Here is a 16,895-nt window from a genome sequence, read left to right as displayed (position 1 = left end):
CTATCGATAACCATTTTCATTTGCTAGACCCTTCTGCGCACGGATCACCCGCGTCGAGCCGAGCGCCGTACGGATGCCCCTTCCGCCCCCTCCGCCACGCCGGTTCCTCCGGCGGAGATGACGCCCGCCACCTCTGTCAGCAGTGCACCGGCACCCGTAGACTGACAAGTCACCGAAGTTCGGGCGCTGTTGATGGGGGAGGACAGCCATGTCCGGAGATCAGTACGGCATGCACGACCACGGTTTCCACGTGCCACCCATGCCGTCGGCGCCGCCACCGGCACCACCCGCGCCACCGGACGGTGCGCGGGCCGTCGCGGTCGCGGTGCTCAACCTCAGCGGCCTGGGGCTCGGGTACGCGCTGCTGCGCCGCTGGGTGCTCATGCTGCTGTGCTGGACGACCACCGCCGTGCTGCTGCTCGTGGCCCTCCCGGCCGACCCGGACGGCGTCCCGGTGGCCGCCCTCCTGCTGTACGCCGTGTTCCTCGCCGGGGTCGCGGCGCACGGCGCGCTCGTCGGCCTGCGCTCCCGCACGGCGGTCGTGCGACGGGCACCCCTCGCCCTGCTGCTGGGTCTGGTCCTGCTCGCCGTACCGGCCGGTGGCGTCGTGCTGTACGACGACGCGCGGGAGGAGGCGACGGAGCGGATGCTCCTCGACCGGCTCGACGAGGCCGACGAACTGGTCGCGGCGTCCGGCAAGAAGGACTTCGGCAGCGGCCGGACCGGCTACCGCGAGGCGCTGAAGGCCTACGAGGACCTCAGATCCGACCACCCCGACTCGCGCGCCGCCCAGCGGGTGCCCACCCGGATGAGGACCTTCTACACCACGGTCGCCGCCCCGTACGAGGACGCCGACTACTGCACCGCGATAGCGCCCCTCACCTACCTGCGCACGGTCCCCGAGGCCATGCCCTCCACCGACCTCGGCACCCTGGAGAAGTGGCCCGACGACCGGCTGGCCACCTCCCTGTACGAATGCGCCTCGCGGGGCCTGGCCTCCGACCAGTCCACCTGGGCTTCCCAGTTCGGCGAACTGCTGACCACCTTCCCCGACTCCGACCAGGCCGCCAAGGTCCAGCCGGCGGTGGGCGCCGCCGTCACCCGGGAGGTCAAGGGCCTCGCCGGAGCCGAACCCTGCACGGCGGTCGAGCGGCTGCGCGACCTCGGCGCCGACATCGCGGACCTGCCGGGCGACGAGGCGGGCATCGAGACCGCCCTCACCAAGGACGCCGGACGCGCCACGAGCAGCGCCGACTCGGGCACGTACACCTGCGGTGTGGACCAGTACCGGGACGGTGACTTCGAAGCCGCGCAGACGACGATGAACGAGTACGTCTCGGCGCACAGGACCGCCAAGAACGCGGCCCGGGCGAAGAAGATAGCGATCGCGGCGGAGATCGCCCAGACCCTGCCTGCCGCGGGCAAGACCCTGCCCACGACACGGTCCGGCGGCAGCATCTCGGTCACGGTGAAGAACGACAGCCCCGACGAGGTCACCGTCCTCTACACCGGCCCGGTGACGGGCAGCCTCACCCTCAAGGCCTGCGGCAGCTGCAAGGCGTACTCCCTGGGCAGCACCCTCGCCCCCGGCTTCGAGCCGTGCAGCGGCGGCAAGAACTACCCGCAGCGCACGATCAGCCTGCCCCCCGGTACCACCTACTTCGTGCACAAGTCGGCGTCGAGCACCTCCTCCACCTCCTCCACGCCCGCCACGGACACCGCCAAGCTGGAGTCCGGCTACATCTACACCGAGTGCGCCTACACGACGAACTCCCTCGGATCGGGCATCTGAGCGACCCGTACCAGCCTCCGGAGGGCCGTCGTGAACGGCCCGGACGGAACCCCGCGAGGGCCGTCGCCGCCGCCGGACCCGTCTCCCCGGCTCGTGCGGCGGCCCTCGCGCGCACCGGCGCTCGGGCCACGGTGGTCACGCGCCGTCAGGCGGGTGAAGCCTGGGCCGCCGTTCGCCGGGCGGGGCATGCATGACAGTCCCGGCCGTCCGGCCGCAAACGGCCGTGTCGGCGGACACGACGTGCTGGAGACACATCATGAAACACAGAACCGACCAACCGGGCGGCCCGATCCACCGGGTCCCCGTCCTGATCGTCGGGGGCTCCCTCGTGGGCCTGTCGACCTCACTGTTCCTGGGCCGGCTGGGGGTGCGCCACACCCTGGTGGAGCGCCATTCCGGCACCTCCCACCACCCCCGCGGACGCGGCAACAACGTCCGCACGATGGAGCTGTTCCGGGTGGCCGGCGTCGAGCCGGCGATCCACCGGGCCGCGGCCACCCTGGCCGACAACCACGGCATCCTCCAGGCGCGCGACCTGGTCGACGACGCGGGCGAGTGGCTGGTCAAGGACATCGACCCGGGGGGCGGACTGGCCCGCTTCAGCCCGAGCTCCTGGTGCCTGTGCAGCCAGAACGACCTCGAGCCGGTCCTGCTCGACCACGCCACGACGCTCGGCGGCGACCTGCGGTACTCCACCGAACTGCTCTCGTTCGACGCCGACTCCGACGGGGTCACCGCGCTGGTCAAGAACCGGGAGACCGGTGAGCACACCGGGATCCGCGCCGACTACCTGGTCGCCGCCGACGGCCCCCGCAGCCCCGTCCGCGAGCAGCTCGGCATCGGCCAGAGCGGCCCCGGCGAGCTGTTCAGCAACGTCAGCGTCACCTTCCGGTCCCGTCTCCTCGCCGACGTGGTGGGCGAGCGCCGGTTCATCGTCTGCTACCTCACCAGCCCGGACGGCGACGGCGCGCTCCTGCCGGTGGACAACCGGGAGAACTGGGTCTTCCACGCCCCCTGGCACCCCGAACGCGGCGAGACGCTGGAGGACTTCACCGACGAGCGCTGCGCCGAGCACATCCGGCGCGCGGTCGGCCGGGCGGACCTCGACATCGAGATCACCGGGCGGGCGCCCTGGCACGCCGCCCAGCGCGTGGCCCGCGGCTACCGCTCGGGCCGCGTCCTGCTGGCGGGCGACTCGGCCCACGAGATGTCCCCCACCGGGGCCTTCGGCTCCAACACCGGCATCCAGGACGCGCACAACCTGGCCTGGAAGCTGGCGGCGGTGCTCGGCGGCTGGGCGGGTCACCGCCTGCTGGACTCCTACGACCTCGAGCGCCGCCCCGTGGCGGAGGCGACCAGTGCCCGCGCCGCGGTCCGGTCGGCCGAGCACAGCCACCCCGGTTTCGCCCCGCCGGCCGGCGCGGGCGGGGGCGGGCCGCAGCGCGGCATCCTCAACGTGGCCCTCGGCTACCGCTACCCGCAGGGCGCCGTCGTCGGCACCGACCCCACCTCGCCGGTGGTCCCGGAGAAGCTCGCCCTCGACGGCGCGCCCGGCACCCGGGCGCCCCACCTGTGGGTCCGGCACGAGGGCAGGCGGCTGTCCACGCTCGACCTGTACGAGCGGTCCCTGGTCCTGCTGAGCGACGGCGACGGCGACGCCGGGGCCGACGGGCCGGAAGGCTGGCACGAGGCCGCCGTCCGGCTGGCCGACGAACTGTCCGTCCCCCTCGTGTCGTACCGCGTGGGAGCGGGACCCGGCGCCGCGCTGGTGCCCGAGGACGGCGCGGACTGGCGGGAGCGCCACGGCACGGCGGCCGGAGGTGCCGTCCTGGTGCGGCCGGACGGGTTCGTCGCCTGGCGCTCGCCCGGCCCGGTCCCGGAGCCCGAACCGGTGCTGCGGCGCGTCCTGACCACGGTGCTCGCCCTCGCCTGACCGGGCGCCGGATGCCGTGGCGGCGTCCGCGGGGCCTGGGCCGGCTCTCCCCCGGGAGGCCGGCCCAGGCCCTTCGTCGTTCCCCCGGGTGCCGCCCGCCTTCACCCGGCTGAGCGCCCTGAGTGGTGGAACCCGGCGGGGTGGCTGACGGTGGATCACGTCGGGGCCGGGTTCTCTCAGCTGACGAACTGCCAGCTGCCCGGCCGACGGAAGGACCCTCATATGCGCTCAGCACGCATGATCCTGGCCACCGCGGCGGCCTCGGCCGCCCTCGCCCTCGCCGCGCCCGGCGCGTACGCGGCGGACGGTGACCGGGAGCACGACGACTCCTCCTACAGCAAGGAGCAGGACCACGGGAGCAAGGACGACTCCTCGTACGGCAAGGAGGACAAGGAGAAGGAGAAGGAGCAGGACCACGGGAGCAAGCACGACGCGCCGCGCGGCGGCATGCACACGGGTGGCGGCGCGCTGACCGCGGTCACGGCCGACGACCGGGACACCGAGCGTGACCCCAAGCAGGACTCGGAGACGCACAAGAAGGACAGCGAGCACGGCAAGGACTCCTCCTGGACCAAGGACGGCGAGGAGAAGGAGTCCTGGACCAAGGACGGCGAGGAGAAGCCGCGCGGCGGCATGCACACCGGTGGCGGCGCGCTGAACACGGTCACGGCCGACGACTGGGGCACCGCCCGTGACCCCAAGCACGACCCGGAGACGCACAAGAAGGACAGCGAGCACGGCAAGGACTCCTCCTGGACCAAGGACGGCGGGGAGAAGGGGTCCTGGAGCGGTGAGGAGAAGCCGCGCGGTGGCATGCACACCGGGGGCGGCGCGCTCGACGCGCCCGGCGCGACCGCGGGCGGCCTGGCCGTCCTGGCCGTCGCCGCGACCGGCCTGTACGCCGCGCGCCGTAAGAAGTCGGCCGCCGGCCTGGCCTGACCCGTGCCGGGCGACATAGCAGCCGTGGCCGCCACCTGAGCTGGACGTGGCGGCCCGGCTCGCTTTCCGCCCCCCGCCCGTCCCGCTGCCGTGAACCAGCTAGTGAGGTCACCTCAGATGGCCGTCCACCCCTCCGCCTCCTCTTCCGCCGGGTCGGCGCCGGCCCGGCGGCCCCGCCGGGGCCTGACCCTGCTGTGTGCCGGGGGCCTGCTGCTGCTGGCGGTGCGCCTGCTCGGCGACGACACCCCGCAGGCGGGCACGCCCAGTCCGCCGTCCGACCCGCGGGCCGCCGCACCGACCTCACCCGGCGCCGGGCCGGTGGGAAAGCACCTGCCGCGGTCCAGCCCCGTGCGGCTGCTCATCCCGAAGATCTCCGTCGACGCCCCCTTCACCGACCTCGCCGTCGGCGCGGGCGGGCAGCTCCAGGCCCCGCCGCCGCACGACACCAATCTGGTCGGGTGGTACGCCAAGGGCGCCTCGCCCGGTGAGACGGGGACCTCGATCATCGCCGGGCACGTCGACACCGCCACTTCCGCCGCCGTCTTCGCCGAGCTGGACGAACTCGAGAAGGGTGACGTCTTCCGCGTGCGGCGGGCCGACGGGCGTACGCCCGTCTTCGTGGTCGACAGCGTCGAGACGTTCGACAAGGACCGCTTCCCCAGCCGGCGGGTCTACGGGGACACCCCCGACGCCCAGGTGCGGCTCATCACCTGCGCGGGCGACTACGACCGCACGGCCAAGGACTACACGGAGAACCTCGTCGTCTTCGCGCACCTCAGGTGACGGAACCTCACACGGACGAGGGGAGCAGGTCACCCACCCAGTCCCTCCCGGTCGCGCACCGGTCCGGACCGCCACAGGATCAAGACACGCTCACGTCGCCTCACCGCAGCCGAGGTTCCGCCTCGTGCCCCGAAGGAGATCCCCACGATGACCACCACGTCCGCCCCCGCTTCCGAACAGCTGACGCGCCAGATCTCGCAGCGCGTCTCCCAGTCCGTCTTCGACGGCTCCCACCTCCGGGTCGTCCTGCTGGTGGACGTCTACGACGGGGCCCAGCAGCAGTTCCTGGAGGCGTACGAGCAGCTCTGCAACCAGATCGCGGCGGTCCCCGGCCACGTCAGCGACCAGCTGTGCCAGTCGATCGAGAACCCCTCCCAGTGGCTCATCACCAGTGAGTGGGAGAGTGCCCCGCCGTTCCTGACCTGGGTCAACAGCGAGGAGCACGTCCGGATGGTGGAGCCGCTGCACAGCTGCGTGCGGGACACCAGGTCGCTGCGGTTCCACGTCGTCCGCGAGACGGGCGGCCCGGCCGCGCTGGCCGAGCCCGGCGAGCGCCGGCTCCAGTCCTCGCCCCGGATCGGCGACGGCGTGATCCGTCACGCGCTCACCTTCACGGTGAGGCCGGGCAGCGAGGAGGCCGTCGCGAAGATCCTCAGCGACTACGCCTCGCCGGAACCGCGGGTCGACGACACCACCCGCCTGATCCGCACCTCCCTCTTCATGCACGGCAACCGGGTGGTGCGGGCCATCGAGGTGCGGGGCGACCTGCTCGCCGCGCTGCGGCACGTCGCCCGGCAGCCCGAGGTGCGGGCCGTCGAGGAGGCCATCAACCCCTACCTGGAGCAGGACCGGGACCTCGACGACCCCGAGTCGGCCCGGGTCTTCTTCACCCGTGCGGCGCTGCCGGCCGTCCACCACGTGTCGGCGGGCGAGGAGCGGCAGGACGCCGTACGGCACGCGCTGTACTACCCGGCGCGGGAAGGCGGCGGACTGCGGCTGGCCGAACTCCTCGCCCAGCAGGACGAGGAGGCGGCGGACGACCCGGGTAGCCCGGTGCTGCGCAGCACGATCTTCCAGCGCGACGACGTCGTGGTGCGCCTGGTCGACGTACGCGGCGGAGACACCGACGCCGGCCAGGTGCTCGGCATGACGGACCGGGCCCGTACGGCGGAGCTGACGGCCCTGCTGGACGCCTCCGCGGTCGGCGTGGACGCCTCCGCGCTGCGGGACGGGGCCGCCGACCGTCTCCTCACCCTCGCCCGCATGCAACTCGTCACCGACCGCCGCTCGCCCGACGCCTGAGCCGTCCGGCAGGCGGGGCGCCGGTCGCCCACGCCGACACAGCACACGAAACGGAGCAACGTCGTGATCACATCCCGTCCCAGAATCGTGGACCTCAGCGAGGTCGAGCCCAACACCCGGCGCGGCGGTGACCTGCGCGCCATGCTCACGCCCACCACGTCCGGCGCCACCAGCGGTTTCATGGGCGTGGCCATCGTCCAGCCGGGTGACCGCATCGGCGAGCACTACCACCCGTACTCCGAGGAGTTCGTGTACGTGGTGTGCGGGCAGCTGGAGGTCGACCTCGACGGCGAACCGCACCCGCTCCAGCCCGAGCAGGGGCTGATGATCCCGATGCACATGCGGCACCGCTTCCGCAATGTGGGCAAGGTCGAGGCGCGCCTGGTCTTCCACCTGGGCCCGCTGGCGCCGAGCCCGCCGCTCGGGCACGTCGACACGGAGGAGACCGAGCCCGTCGCCGCGGCGGCGCAGGGCGCGCACGGCGGTGCGGTCCGCACGGCCGGACGACGGCAGGTCGGTTCATGAACCGGCGGGTGGCGGTCACCGGCATAGGCGTCGTCGCTCCGGGCGGCATCGGGGTGCCGGCGTTCTGGGACCTGCTGTCCCACGGACGCACCGCGACGCGGGGCATCACCTTCTTCGACCCGACGGGCCTGCGGTCGCGCATCGCGGCCGAGTGCGACTTCGACCCGGCGGCACACGGGCTGGACGCGGAGCAGGTCGCCCGGTGCGACCGGTACATCCAGTTCGCCCTGGTCGCCGGGGAGGAGGCGGTGCGGGACTCCGGTCTCGACCTGGGCCGGGAGAACCCCTGGCGGGTGGGTGTCTCGCTGGGCACCGCGGTCGGCGGCACCACCCGCCTGGAACACGACTACGTGCTGGTCAGCCACGGCGGACAGCGCTGGGACGTGGACCACAGCAGGGCCCGGCCGCACCTGCACCGCGCTTTCTCGCCCAGCACGCTGGCCTCCACGGTGGCGGAGCGGTTCGAGGCGCGCGGGCCCGTGCAGACGGTGTCGACGGGCTGCACCTCCGGGCTCGACGCGGTCGGGTACGCCTTCCACACGATCGAGGAGGGCCGGGCCGACATCTGCATCGCCGGCGCCTCGGACTCGCCGATCTCCCCGATCACCATGGCCTGCTTCGACGCGATCAAGGCCACGTCGTGCAACAACGACGACCCGGCGCACGCCTCGCGCCCCTTCGACGCCCACCGTGACGGCTTCGTCATGGGCGAGGGCGGTGCGGTGCTCGTCCTGGAGGAACTGGAACACGCCAGGGCCCGCGGTGCGCACGTCTACTGCGAGCTGGGCGGTTACGCGACCTTCGGCAACGCCTACCACATGACCGGTCTGACCAGCGAGGGCCTGGAGATGGCACGGGCCGTCGAGGACGCCCTCGACCACGCCCGGGTCGACCCCACCGAGGTCGACTACGTCAACGCGCACGGCTCGGGGACCAAGCAGAACGACCGGCACGAGACCGCCGCCGTGAAGCGGACCCTGGGCGAGCACGCCTACGGCACGCCCATGAGTTCCATCAAGTCGATGGTGGGGCACTCCCTGGGCGCGATCGGCGCGATCGAGGTCGTCGCCTGTGTGCTGGCCCTGGCCCACCAGGTGGTGCCGCCCACCGCGAACTACGAGACCCCGGACCCCGAGTGCGACCTGGACTACGTGCCGCGTGACGCGCGCGAGCGGAAGCTGAACAGCGTGCTCTCCGTGGGCAGCGGGTTCGGCGGTTTCCAGTCGGCGGTGGTCCTCAACCGGCCGAGGGAGAGGGAACGATGACCGAACCCCGTCCGCGGCGCGCCGCCGTCACCGGTATCGGTGTGGTCGCGCCCAACGGAGCCAGCACCGAGTCCTTCTGGAAATCCACCCAGGAGGGCATCAGCGCCCTCGGCCGGGTCACCCGCGAGGGCTGTGAACACCTCCCGCTGCGCGTGGCGGGCGAGGTGCGGGATTTCGAGCCGACGGCGGCGGTCGAGGAGCGCTACCTCGTCCAGACCGACCGGTTCACGCACTTCGCGCTGGCCGCGGCCGACCTCGCGCTGGAGGACGCCCGCCTCGGCCAGGCCGACACCGGTGACGCGCCGTACTCGGTGGGCGTGGTCACCGCGGCCGGTTCCGGCGGCGGCGAGTTCGGCCAGCGCGAGCTCCAGCAACTGTGGGGCAAGGGCAGCCGCTTCGTCGGGCCGTACCAGTCGATCGCCTGGTTCTACGCCGCCAGCACCGGCCAGGTCTCCATCCGGCGCGGCTTCAAGGGGCCGTGCTCGGTCGTCGCCTCCGACGAGGCCGGCGGACTGGACGCCCTGGCGCACGCGGCACGCGCGGTGCGACGCGGCACCGGGGTGATCGTGGCCGGCGCGACCGAGGCGCCGCTCGCCCCGTACTCGGTGGTGTGCCAGCTCGGTTACGAGGAGCTGAGCACCTGCGACGACCCCGAGCGGGCCTACCGCCCCTTCACGGAGGGGGCCTGCGGGTTCGTGCCGGCCGAGGGCGGCGCCATGTTCGTCGTCGAGGACGGGTCCGCGGCCCGGGAACGCGGGGCGCGGGTGCGGGCCACCCTCGCGGGGCACGCGGCGACGTTCACCGGCGCCTCCCGGTGGGAGCGGTCCCGGGAGGGTCTCGCGGAAGCCGTCCGCGCGGCCCTGGCGGACGCCGGGTGCGCGCCGGAGGAGATCGACGTGGTCTTCGCCGACGCGCTCGGCGTGCCGGAGGCGGACCGTGCCGAGGCGCTGGCCATCGCCGACGCCCTCGGCGCGCACGGCAGGCGGGTGCCGGTCACCGCGCCGAAGACCGGGACCGGCCGCGGCTACTGCGCGGCGCCGGTGCTGGACACCGCGGCGGCGGTGCTGGCCATGGAGCACGGCCTGATCCCGCCCACCCCGCACGTCTTCGACGTCTGTCACGACCTCGACCTGGTGACCGGCCGGGCCCGCCCCGCCGAACTGCGCACGGCGCTGGTCCTCAGCCGGGGCCTGATGGGGTCGAACTCGGCGCTGGTGCTGCGGCACGGCGCCACCGGCGCCTCGTGACGAGGCGCGTCCAGGAAGCACGGAGCAGCAGGAACACAGCAGAAGGAGAGGAACCGCATGAGTGACCGCATCACGGTCGAGGAACTGGCCGAACTGATGAAGAAGTCCGCCGGCGTCACCGTCGCCCCGGACGACCTCCAGCGGCAGTACGACGTCGGCTTCGACACCCTCGGCATCGACTCGCTCGGGCTGCTCGGCATCGTGGGCGAGCTGGAGAACCGCTACGGCACGCCGATGCCCCAGGACGCGGAGCGCAGCAAGACGCCCCGGCAGTTCCTCGACCAGGTCAACAGTGCTCTGCTGGCAGGGGCGTGACATGTCCGGACACACCGAGAACGAGATCGTCATCGCCGCTCCGCTGGACCTGGTCTGGGACATGACCAACGACGTGGCGAACTGGCCGCAGCTGTTCAGCGAGTACGCCTCCGCCGAGATCCTGGAGCAGGAGGGCGGGAAGACCACTTTCCGGCTCACCATGCACCCCGACGAGAACGGCAAGGTCTGGAGCTGGGTCTCCGAGCGGGAGGCGGACCGCGCCGCGCTCACCGTGCGGGCCCGCCGCGTCGAGACCGGACCGTTCGCCTACATGAACATCCGGTGGCGCTACGAGGAGGTGCCGCAGGGCACCCGGATGGTGTGGACCCAGGACTTCGAGATGAAGCCCGAGGCCCCCGTCGACGACGCCTGGATGACGGACAACATCAACCGGAACTCCAAGGTCCAGATGGCGCTGATCCGGGACCGCATCGAGCAGGCGGCCACGGAGCACCGGCCCGTGCCGAGCCTGGCCGACTGAGCCGGACGGAGGACAGGATGACGCACCAGACCCTGATCGTCGCCCGGATGGCCCCGGGGTCCGCCCCGGACATCGCCAAGCTGTTCGCGGAGTCGGACCGCGGGGAGCTGCCGCACCTCATCGGCGTCTCGCGGCGCAGCCTCTTCCAGTTCGACGACGTGTACATGCATCTCGTCGAGGCCGAGCAGGACCCGACGCCGGCCATCTCCGAGCTGGCCGGGCACCCGGAGTTCCGGGCCATCAGTGAGCGGCTGAGCGCGTACGTCAGCGCCTACGACCCCGCGACCTGGCGTTCGCCGAAGGACGCGATGGCGCACTGCTTCTACCGCTGGGAGCGTGACTCCACGGCGTGATACGCCGATGACCGACGGCGGCCGGCCCCGCGACGTGCGCGGGGCCGGCCGCCGTCGGTGCGGGGGTGTCACGCGGGCACGGTGCAGTCGAACGCGTGCAGGTAGGGGTTGACCGGCCGGATGTCGTCGATGACCAGGCCCGCCCCGGTCAGCCGGCTCACCATGCTCTCGGTGGTGTGCTTCGCGCCACCCACGTTGAGGAGCAGCAGCAGGTCCATGGCGGTGCTGAAGCGCATCGAGGGCGAGTCGTCGACGAGGTTCTCGATGACGACGACCCGTGCGCCGGGTCCGCCCGCCGCCATGACGTTGCGCAGGGTCCGGGCGGTGCTGTCGTCGTCCCACTCCAGGATGTTCTTGATGATGTACACATCGGCCTGGACGGGGACGGCCTCGCGGCAGTCGCCGGGCACGATGCGCATCCGGTCCGCGAGCGCGCCGCCCGGACGCAGCCGCGGGTCGGCGTTCTCCACCACGCGGGGCAGGTCGAGGAGCGTCCCGTGCAGTGCCGGGTACTTCTCCAGCAGGCTCGCCACCACATGCCCCTGGCCGCCTCCGATGTCGGCGACCGAGGCGCTCCCCGACAGGTCGAGGAGGTCCGCGACGTCCCGTGCGGACTGCGCGCTGGAGGTCGTCATGGCCCGGTTGAAGACGAGCGCGGATTCGGGGGCGTCCTCGTTGAGGTAGGTGAAGAACTCCTTGCCGTACAGGTCCTCGACGACGTTGTGGCCGGTGCGCACGGCCTCGTCGAGCTTCGGCCAGGCCTCCCAGGTCCACGGCTCGGTGCACCACAGGGTGATGTAGCGCAGGCTGTGCGGATCGTCCTCGCGCAGCAGGCGGGACATCTCGGTGTGCGCGAAGGTCCCGTCCCCCTGCTCGGCGAAGACGCCGTAGCAGGAGACGGCTCGCAACAGCCGTCGCAGGGGCTTGGGTTCGGCCTTCACCGCGGCCGCGAGGTCCTCCACGGCCATGGGGCTGTCACCGAGGGCGTCGGCGACGCCCAGGCGGGCCGTCGCGCGCAGGGCGGCGGCACAGGCCGCCCCGAACACCAGCTCCCGCAGCCGCATGGACGGCGCCGGGGCAGTTTCTGCGGTCGTCATGTGCCGCCTTTCCTCTTCGTCGTGTTCACGGGTGGTCACGGCCTTCCGGTCAACACAGGCCCGCGGGCCTGGAGACCTGGCAGGAGTTGGCCTCGAAGGTGTTGGCCTTGGCGGTCTCCTGGTCGACGAGGTCGGCCGGGAGGTTGCCGCTCAGCTCGTTGCCGCTGATCCGGTTCCGCTCACTGGTGGTGCCGACGAAGCTCTTGAACAGGACGATGCCGCCGGACAGCGGGGATTCCCCGGCGTTGTCCCGGATGACGTTCCGGGTCACCAGGGTTTCCTCGGTGCCGGTCATGACGATGCCGGAGCCCTGCAGGGCGTCCAGCCGCGCGGTCTTCGGGCAGGACTTGTTGTTGCGCACGATGCGGTTCGCGGCGACGGTCACCGCTCCGGCCCTGGGCTTGTTCTCGTCGCCGACGACGAACACGCCCGCGCAGTTGCCGGTGACGTAGTTCTCCGCGACGGTGAGGTTGCGCAGCCGGCGGACGGTCACACCGATCCGGTTGCCCTCCAGCCGGTTGTGCTCGACGCGCGTGCCGTCGGTGTCGGTGGCACCTTGTTCGGCGGTGATCGTGTTGGCGAGGAAGAGGCCCGCGTCGCCGTTGTCCCGGGCGGTGTTGCCCCGGAACACACCGCGCACCGACGCCTCCTGGGCGATGCCCCACACCCCGTTCTTCACCGCGGTGACCTTGCGCACCGTCAGCCGGTCGGTGTCGGCGGCGTACACGCCGCTGCGGGTGAAGCCGGTGACGGTCAGGGAGGCGAGGGTGACGTCCTCGAGCTTGCGGTTCTTCGTCCCGACCACGCAGATGCCGTTGCCGGCCGCGGCGCAGGTGTCGGTGGCCTTGGCGGCGTCCTTGCCGGTGGCGGCCCTGCCCGTGGACTTGTCGGTGGCCCTGCCCGTGGACTTGTCGGTGGTCTTGGTCGCGGTCTTGCCGGTGGTCTTGGCGGCGGCCGGCTGGATCACCACGCCCCGGCCCAGGCCTCGCAGGGTCAGTCCGGGGGTGGTCACCGTGACGCTCTCCCGGTAGGTGCCCCGGGTGATCAGCACCGTGTCACCGGGCTCGGCGGCGTCCACCGCCTTCTGGATCGACTGTCCCGCGTGGACCACGTGGGTCATGTGGCCCGCGGACGCCGGGGCGGCGCCGAGGCCCGTCCCCACGACCGTGGCGGTGCACGCGAGGTACACGAGATGGCATTTCTTCATATTCCGGACAATATGCTCGACGGGTCGGCGGCCCGGCGGTATCGGCCGTACGTTGGCGTGTTGCGGGGCGGCGCGTCGCGGGGCGGCCGAGATCCGGGGCACACGATCGGCTGTGCGACCGGCCTGTCCCCTCCCGCCCTTCTCGTCGCCGGCTGTCCGCCGGCCACGGTGGGTTCCCTCCTGCTGTCCGGCGGCCGGCGGCTGCTGGTGCCGGGGATCTTCGTCGCCGTGGGCGCGCTGATCTGCTGGACGCTGTGGCGGCTGGAGTCCGTCTCCACCTGGCGCGCCTTCGCGGCGGTGTGCTCGGTGCTGCTGCTCGGCCGGGTCCGCGACCGGCCGGCGCCTCGGTGAGCACCGGCGTCGGCCGCTCCGGGAACCGGGCGGCAGTCTGCTCGAACTCCACTTCGCGGTAAGGCGGTTCACCCTCACACCGGGTGGGCGTGGCCGGGTCCCCGGTGATCTTCCGGGCGGGCGGCGCCGCGACGGGGAACCGATCGTTCCTCCCCCGCACGTGAAACCCCCAGCGCCACATGTGTCATACTCGGCGCCGCTCATAGCAAGATCCGACCGGGGGGGCCACCTGCACGCCATAGCCTTGGACGCCCCCTACCTGGACACGGACGCGGACCAGCTCTGCTTCTCGCTGGACCTGGACGAACGGCCGGCCCTCGCCGAGCACGAGACGACCGTGGGTGGGCTCGACGTCCGTCTGCGGCTGCTCGGCGCCTCGCACCAGGTCTTCGCCGGTCCCGTACGGGAGACCGTGGCGTGCCTGCTGGGCTCCGTGAAGGGCCTGCCCGGGGCGTACAACCGTCAACTGCCCGGCTGGAGCTACGACTTCACGGCCGACACCCGGCGTCTGGACCCCGCGGGCTTCAGCGACCGGGTGGCGGGGATCCGTCGTCAGGTCGCCGGCAACCCCGACAGCCTGTGCGGGATCTTCCCCGGGTCGCCGGAGGCGCTGACGGCCGTCGTCGTCGAGGCGGCCGACGGACCGCCCGGCGGCGGGCTGGTCTGGCGCACCTGGCACACGTATCCCCAGCACGGCCAGATCGTATCGACGTACACGCGGCTGGAGGCCCGATGAAGAGCGCCCGACTCGTCCGCGCAGCGGTGGCGGCCGTGCTGGCCGCCGCCCTGCTGGCCGCCTGTTCCTCCGACGGCGCCGACGGGGTGCCGCGCGGCTGGATACGCGACACGTACACCGAGAGCGGCACGGACTGGGTCGTTGCGAGCAAGTCCCCGACGCAGGTGGCCGACGCCATCCACGGGCACCGCGCGGCCCTCGACCGCGCGTCCGGCGGGAGCATGGAGTTCCTGCGCTACGGCGACGACATGGTCACCGTGTCGCCGTACCGGAGCGGCAGCCGGATCGAGATCGAGGACTACCGCAACGGCTACCACCGGCACGGCACGCACCTCACCTACTGGCCGAACCCGGACAGCGCCAGCTTCCGCGGCGGCGGCCCCGGCGAGGGCAAGTGACACCGGTGGGCCGGCTCCCCGCGTGAGGCATCACCAGACCCCGACGACGCCGTCAAGAAAGGCAACACAGTGACCGAGATCTTCGAGTCGACGGGCCAGGCCCTGCTCTACGGAGTCGTGGGCCTCGTGGTGATGGCCGTCGGCTTCATCGCCCTCGACCTCGTCACGCCCGGCAAGCTCTTCCACGTGGTGTGGACGGACCGCAACCGCGGCGCGGCGGTGCTGCTGGGCAGTCAGTCGATCGCCGTGGGTCTGGTCGTCATGGAGGCCATCCGGGCCAGCGAGTCCGAGGAGGGCCTGGGCCACGGCCTGCTGAGCACGCTCCTGTACGGCCTCGCCGGGGTGCTGGTGATGACGCTGGTCGGCATGGTGATCGGCCACCTCACGCCGGGCCGGATGGGCGCGGTCGCGCTCGACGACGGCAGCGACGGCCGTCCGCACCCGGCCGCCTGGGTCCAGGCCGGAATGTACCTCGGCACCGCGTTCATGGTCGGCGCGGCACTGTCATAGGCACCGCACCCGTGAGCACCACCGCACTTCGGGGCCGCGACGCCGCGGCCCCTTCCCGCCCCCCGGCCGTCCGGTACACCCGGGGGGCGCGCTTCCTCCTGCTGCTCGCCGTCTTCCTCTGCGCCGCCTGCGGCCTCGTCTACGAGCTGGCGCTCACCGCGCTGGGCAGCTACCTCATCGGCAACTCCGTGCTCCAGACCTCCGTGGTCATCTCCGTGATGGTCTTCGCGATGGGTCTCGGCTCGCTCGCCGCCAAACCGCTGCGCCGCCGCGCGGTCGGCGCGTTCGCCCTCGTCGAGGGGGCACTGGCGCTGGTCGGCGGGCTGTCCGTGCTGGTGCTGTACGCGGCGTTCGCCTGGCTGCAGCTGTACACCCCGGCGATGATCGTGATCACGCTGGTGGTCGGCCTCCTCATCGGGGCCGAGATCCCGCTGCTGATGACGCTGCTGCAACGGATCCGGCGGCAGGAGGCGGGCAGCGCCGTCGCCGACATGTTCGCCGTCGACTACATCGGGGCACTGGTGGGCGGGCTGTGCTTCCCGCTGCTGCTCCTGCCGACGTTCGGACAGCTGCGGGGCGCGCTGGTGGTCGGCGCGGTCAACGCGGTGGCCGGCGTCCTCGTGGTGCTGTTCATCTTCCGCCGGCAGACCCGGCGTTTCGTCCAGGTCGGCCTCCTCTGCGGCGTGACGGCGGTCCTGGCCGTGCTCGGTACGGCGTACGCGCTGGCGGACGACCTCGAGGTCACCGCGCGCCAGCAGATGTACCAGGACCCGATCGTGCACGCCGAGACGACGCCGTACCAGGAGATCGTCGTCACCCGCTCCACCGCCTTCACCGGCGGTGCGGACATGCGCCTCTTCCTCAACGGGGACCTCCAGTTCAGCTCCGTCGACGAGTACCGCTACCACGAGTCGCTCGTGCACCCCGCGCTGTCGCGGGGACGCGGCGACGTGCTGATCCTGGGCGGTGGCGACGGGCTCGCCCTGCGCGAGGTGCTGCGCTACGACGGCGTACGGCACGTGACGCTCGTCGAGCTGGACCCGGCGATGACCGAACTGGCCCGTGACTTCGCACCGCTGCGCGAGCTGAACGGCGGGGCGTTCGCCGACCCCAGGGTCCAGGTGGTCAACGCCGACGCCTTCAACTGGCTGCGCGGCGCCCGGCAGCGGTACGACGCGGTCGTCATCGACTTCCCGGACCCGGACACGGCGGCGCTGGCCAAGCTGTACTCGGTGGAGTTCTACACCCTGCTCGGCCAGGTCCTCACGCCGCGGAGCCAGGTCATGGTGCAGAGCGGGTCGCCGTTCTTCGCGCCGAAGACGTTCTGGTCGATCGCGGCGACGGTGGAGGCGGCCGGGTACGCCACGACCGAGTTCCAGGTCGACGTGCCGAGCTTCGGCAACTGGGGATTCGTGCTGGCCACCCGCGGCGGCACCGCTCCCCCGCCGCTGCGACTGGCCCCGGACGCCCCCCGCCTGCGCTACCTGGACGACTCGGTCCTGAAGGCGGCCGCGGTGTTCCCCGTCGACCGCCGCCGCGAGGACGTGCGGCCGAGCACGCTGATGGAACCGACCGTGCTGGAGTACGTGCTCGACGAGTGGAAGAACTACTGAGCCCGCCGGGCGGAACCGGAGCGGGGCCGGCTCCGCCCGGGGCGGCCC

The 16,895-nt window shown here is 72.4% G+C and carries 18 protein-coding genes; 16 read left to right on the top strand and 2 right to left on the bottom strand.

Going from position 1 to position 16,895, the window contains the following annotated elements:
* Positions 1-208 precede the first annotated feature (208 nt).
* The 11 genes from ACGFQC_RS20325 (at position 209) to ACGFQC_RS20275 (ending at position 10,935) form a co-directional block, all read left to right on the top strand.
* A complete protein-coding gene (locus ACGFQC_RS20325) occupies positions 209-1,792 on the top strand; it encodes a hypothetical protein (protein WP_363089763.1) in 1,584 nt (527 codons plus the stop codon).
* A 256-nt stretch (positions 1,793-2,048) separates the two neighbouring features.
* Complete coding sequence (locus ACGFQC_RS20320) at positions 2,049-3,725, top strand: FAD-dependent monooxygenase (RefSeq protein ID WP_363089764.1); 1,677 nt, start codon at positions 2,049-2,051, stop codon at positions 3,723-3,725.
* Between the two features lie 222 nt (positions 3,726-3,947).
* Complete coding sequence (locus ACGFQC_RS20315; protein WP_363089765.1) at positions 3,948-4,664, top strand: hypothetical protein; 717 nt, start codon at positions 3,948-3,950, stop codon at positions 4,662-4,664.
* A 117-nt stretch (positions 4,665-4,781) separates the two neighbouring features.
* Positions 4,782-5,447 (top strand): class F sortase, encoded by a 666-nt coding sequence (locus ACGFQC_RS20310; RefSeq protein WP_363089766.1) that lies wholly within the window; start codon positions 4,782-4,784, stop codon positions 5,445-5,447.
* Positions 5,448-5,594: 147 nt separating this feature from the next.
* The gene (locus tag ACGFQC_RS20305; protein WP_363089767.1) at positions 5,595-6,749 is read left to right on the top strand and encodes a SchA/CurD-like domain-containing protein; all 1,155 of its coding nucleotides are present in this window, start codon (positions 5,595-5,597) and stop codon (positions 6,747-6,749) included.
* A gap of 63 nt (positions 6,750-6,812) precedes the next feature.
* On the top strand, positions 6,813-7,274 hold the full coding sequence (locus ACGFQC_RS20300; RefSeq protein ID WP_363089768.1) for a cupin domain-containing protein: 462 nt from the start codon (positions 6,813-6,815) through the stop codon (positions 7,272-7,274).
* Entirely contained in the window at positions 7,271-8,539 is a 1,269-nt protein-coding gene (locus ACGFQC_RS20295) for a beta-ketoacyl-[acyl-carrier-protein] synthase family protein (RefSeq protein WP_363089769.1), read from the top strand. Before ACGFQC_RS20300 ends, ACGFQC_RS20295 begins: the two co-directional genes overlap by 4 nt.
* A complete protein-coding gene (locus ACGFQC_RS20290) occupies positions 8,536-9,786 on the top strand; it encodes a ketosynthase chain-length factor (protein ID WP_363089770.1) in 1,251 nt (416 codons plus the stop codon). The genes ACGFQC_RS20295 and ACGFQC_RS20290 overlap by 4 nt, the downstream gene beginning before the upstream one ends.
* A 57-nt stretch (positions 9,787-9,843) precedes the next feature.
* Complete coding sequence (locus tag ACGFQC_RS20285; RefSeq protein ID WP_363089771.1) at positions 9,844-10,101, top strand: acyl carrier protein; 258 nt, start codon at positions 9,844-9,846, stop codon at positions 10,099-10,101.
* A gap of 1 nt (position 10,102) precedes the next feature.
* Positions 10,103-10,582, top strand: coding sequence for an SRPBCC family protein (locus tag ACGFQC_RS20280; protein WP_363089772.1), 480 nt, complete (start codon positions 10,103-10,105; stop codon positions 10,580-10,582).
* Between the two features lie 17 nt (positions 10,583-10,599).
* Positions 10,600-10,935, top strand: coding sequence for a TcmI family type II polyketide cyclase (locus ACGFQC_RS20275; protein ID WP_363089773.1), 336 nt, complete (start codon positions 10,600-10,602; stop codon positions 10,933-10,935).
* 68 nt (positions 10,936-11,003) lie between these two features.
* Here ACGFQC_RS20275 and ACGFQC_RS20270 read toward each other — a convergent pair whose 3' ends face one another.
* On the bottom strand, positions 11,004-12,032 hold the full coding sequence (locus tag ACGFQC_RS20270) for a methyltransferase (RefSeq protein ID WP_363089774.1): 1,029 nt from the start codon (positions 12,030-12,032) through the stop codon (positions 11,004-11,006).
* Positions 12,033-12,081: 49 nt separating this feature from the next.
* Positions 12,082-13,239 carry a right-handed parallel beta-helix repeat-containing protein gene (locus tag ACGFQC_RS20265; protein WP_363089775.1) on the bottom strand — a complete coding sequence of 386 codons (1,158 nt, stop codon included), beginning with the start codon at positions 13,237-13,239 and terminating at the stop codon, positions 12,082-12,084.
* On the opposite strand from ACGFQC_RS20265, the gene ACGFQC_RS20260 reads away from it, so the two are divergent.
* The 5 genes from ACGFQC_RS20260 to ACGFQC_RS20240 all read left to right on the top strand — a co-directional run bounded on the left by ACGFQC_RS20260 (position 13,225) and on the right by ACGFQC_RS20240 (position 16,847).
* Positions 13,225-13,590 (top strand): DUF6629 family protein, encoded by a 366-nt coding sequence (locus ACGFQC_RS20260; protein WP_393288451.1) that lies wholly within the window; start codon positions 13,225-13,227, stop codon positions 13,588-13,590. The genes ACGFQC_RS20265 and ACGFQC_RS20260 overlap by 15 nt on opposite strands.
* Positions 13,591-13,834: 244 nt before the next feature.
* The gene (locus ACGFQC_RS20255; RefSeq protein WP_363089777.1) at positions 13,835-14,326 is read left to right on the top strand and encodes a DUF2617 family protein; all 492 of its coding nucleotides are present in this window, start codon (positions 13,835-13,837) and stop codon (positions 14,324-14,326) included.
* The gene (locus ACGFQC_RS20250) at positions 14,323-14,724 is read left to right on the top strand and encodes a DUF4247 domain-containing protein (RefSeq protein WP_363089778.1); all 402 of its coding nucleotides are present in this window, start codon (positions 14,323-14,325) and stop codon (positions 14,722-14,724) included. Before ACGFQC_RS20255 ends, ACGFQC_RS20250 begins: the two co-directional genes overlap by 4 nt.
* A gap of 69 nt (positions 14,725-14,793) precedes the next feature.
* Positions 14,794-15,234: a DUF350 domain-containing protein gene (locus tag ACGFQC_RS20245; protein ID WP_363089779.1), complete on the top strand. Its 441-nt coding sequence runs from the start codon at positions 14,794-14,796 to the stop codon at positions 15,232-15,234.
* Between the two features lie 11 nt (positions 15,235-15,245).
* Positions 15,246-16,847 (top strand): polyamine aminopropyltransferase, encoded by a 1,602-nt coding sequence (locus ACGFQC_RS20240; protein WP_363089780.1) that lies wholly within the window; start codon positions 15,246-15,248, stop codon positions 16,845-16,847.
* Positions 16,848-16,895 lie beyond the last annotated feature (48 nt).

This window comes from Streptomyces sp. NPDC048734, assembly GCF_043198675.1.
In the GTDB taxonomy this organism is placed as follows: Bacteria; Actinomycetota; Actinomycetes; order Streptomycetales; family Streptomycetaceae; genus Streptomyces.
This window is presented reverse-complemented; position numbering and strand designations above follow the sequence as displayed.

Excerpts from the sequence above, each read along its gene's own strand:
- ACGFQC_RS20325 (WP_363089763.1), top strand. The coding sequence starts at position 209 with ATGTCCGGAGATCAGTACGGCATGCACGACCACGGTTTCCACGTGCCA.
- ACGFQC_RS20320 (WP_363089764.1), top strand. The coding sequence starts at position 2,049 with ATGAAACACAGAACCGACCAACCGGGCGGCCCGATCCACCGGGTCCCC.
- ACGFQC_RS20315 (WP_363089765.1), top strand. The coding sequence starts at position 3,948 with ATGCGCTCAGCACGCATGATCCTGGCCACCGCGGCGGCCTCGGCCGCC.
- ACGFQC_RS20310 (WP_363089766.1), top strand. The coding sequence starts at position 4,782 with ATGGCCGTCCACCCCTCCGCCTCCTCTTCCGCCGGGTCGGCGCCGGCC.
- ACGFQC_RS20305 (WP_363089767.1), top strand. The coding sequence starts at position 5,595 with ATGACCACCACGTCCGCCCCCGCTTCCGAACAGCTGACGCGCCAGATC.
- ACGFQC_RS20295 (WP_363089769.1), top strand. The coding sequence starts at position 7,271 with ATGAACCGGCGGGTGGCGGTCACCGGCATAGGCGTCGTCGCTCCGGGC.
- ACGFQC_RS20290 (WP_363089770.1), top strand. The coding sequence starts at position 8,536 with ATGACCGAACCCCGTCCGCGGCGCGCCGCCGTCACCGGTATCGGTGTG.
- ACGFQC_RS20285 (WP_363089771.1), top strand. The coding sequence starts at position 9,844 with ATGAGTGACCGCATCACGGTCGAGGAACTGGCCGAACTGATGAAGAAG.
- ACGFQC_RS20280 (WP_363089772.1), top strand. The coding sequence starts at position 10,103 with ATGTCCGGACACACCGAGAACGAGATCGTCATCGCCGCTCCGCTGGAC.
- ACGFQC_RS20275 (WP_363089773.1), top strand. The coding sequence starts at position 10,600 with ATGACGCACCAGACCCTGATCGTCGCCCGGATGGCCCCGGGGTCCGCC.
- ACGFQC_RS20270 (WP_363089774.1), bottom strand. The coding sequence starts at position 12,032 with ATGACGACCGCAGAAACTGCCCCGGCGCCGTCCATGCGGCTGCGGGAG.
- ACGFQC_RS20260 (WP_393288451.1), top strand. The coding sequence starts at position 13,225 with ATGGCATTTCTTCATATTCCGGACAATATGCTCGACGGGTCGGCGGCC.
- ACGFQC_RS20265 (WP_363089775.1), bottom strand. The coding sequence starts at position 13,239 with ATGAAGAAATGCCATCTCGTGTACCTCGCGTGCACCGCCACGGTCGTG.
- ACGFQC_RS20250 (WP_363089778.1), top strand. The coding sequence starts at position 14,323 with ATGAAGAGCGCCCGACTCGTCCGCGCAGCGGTGGCGGCCGTGCTGGCC.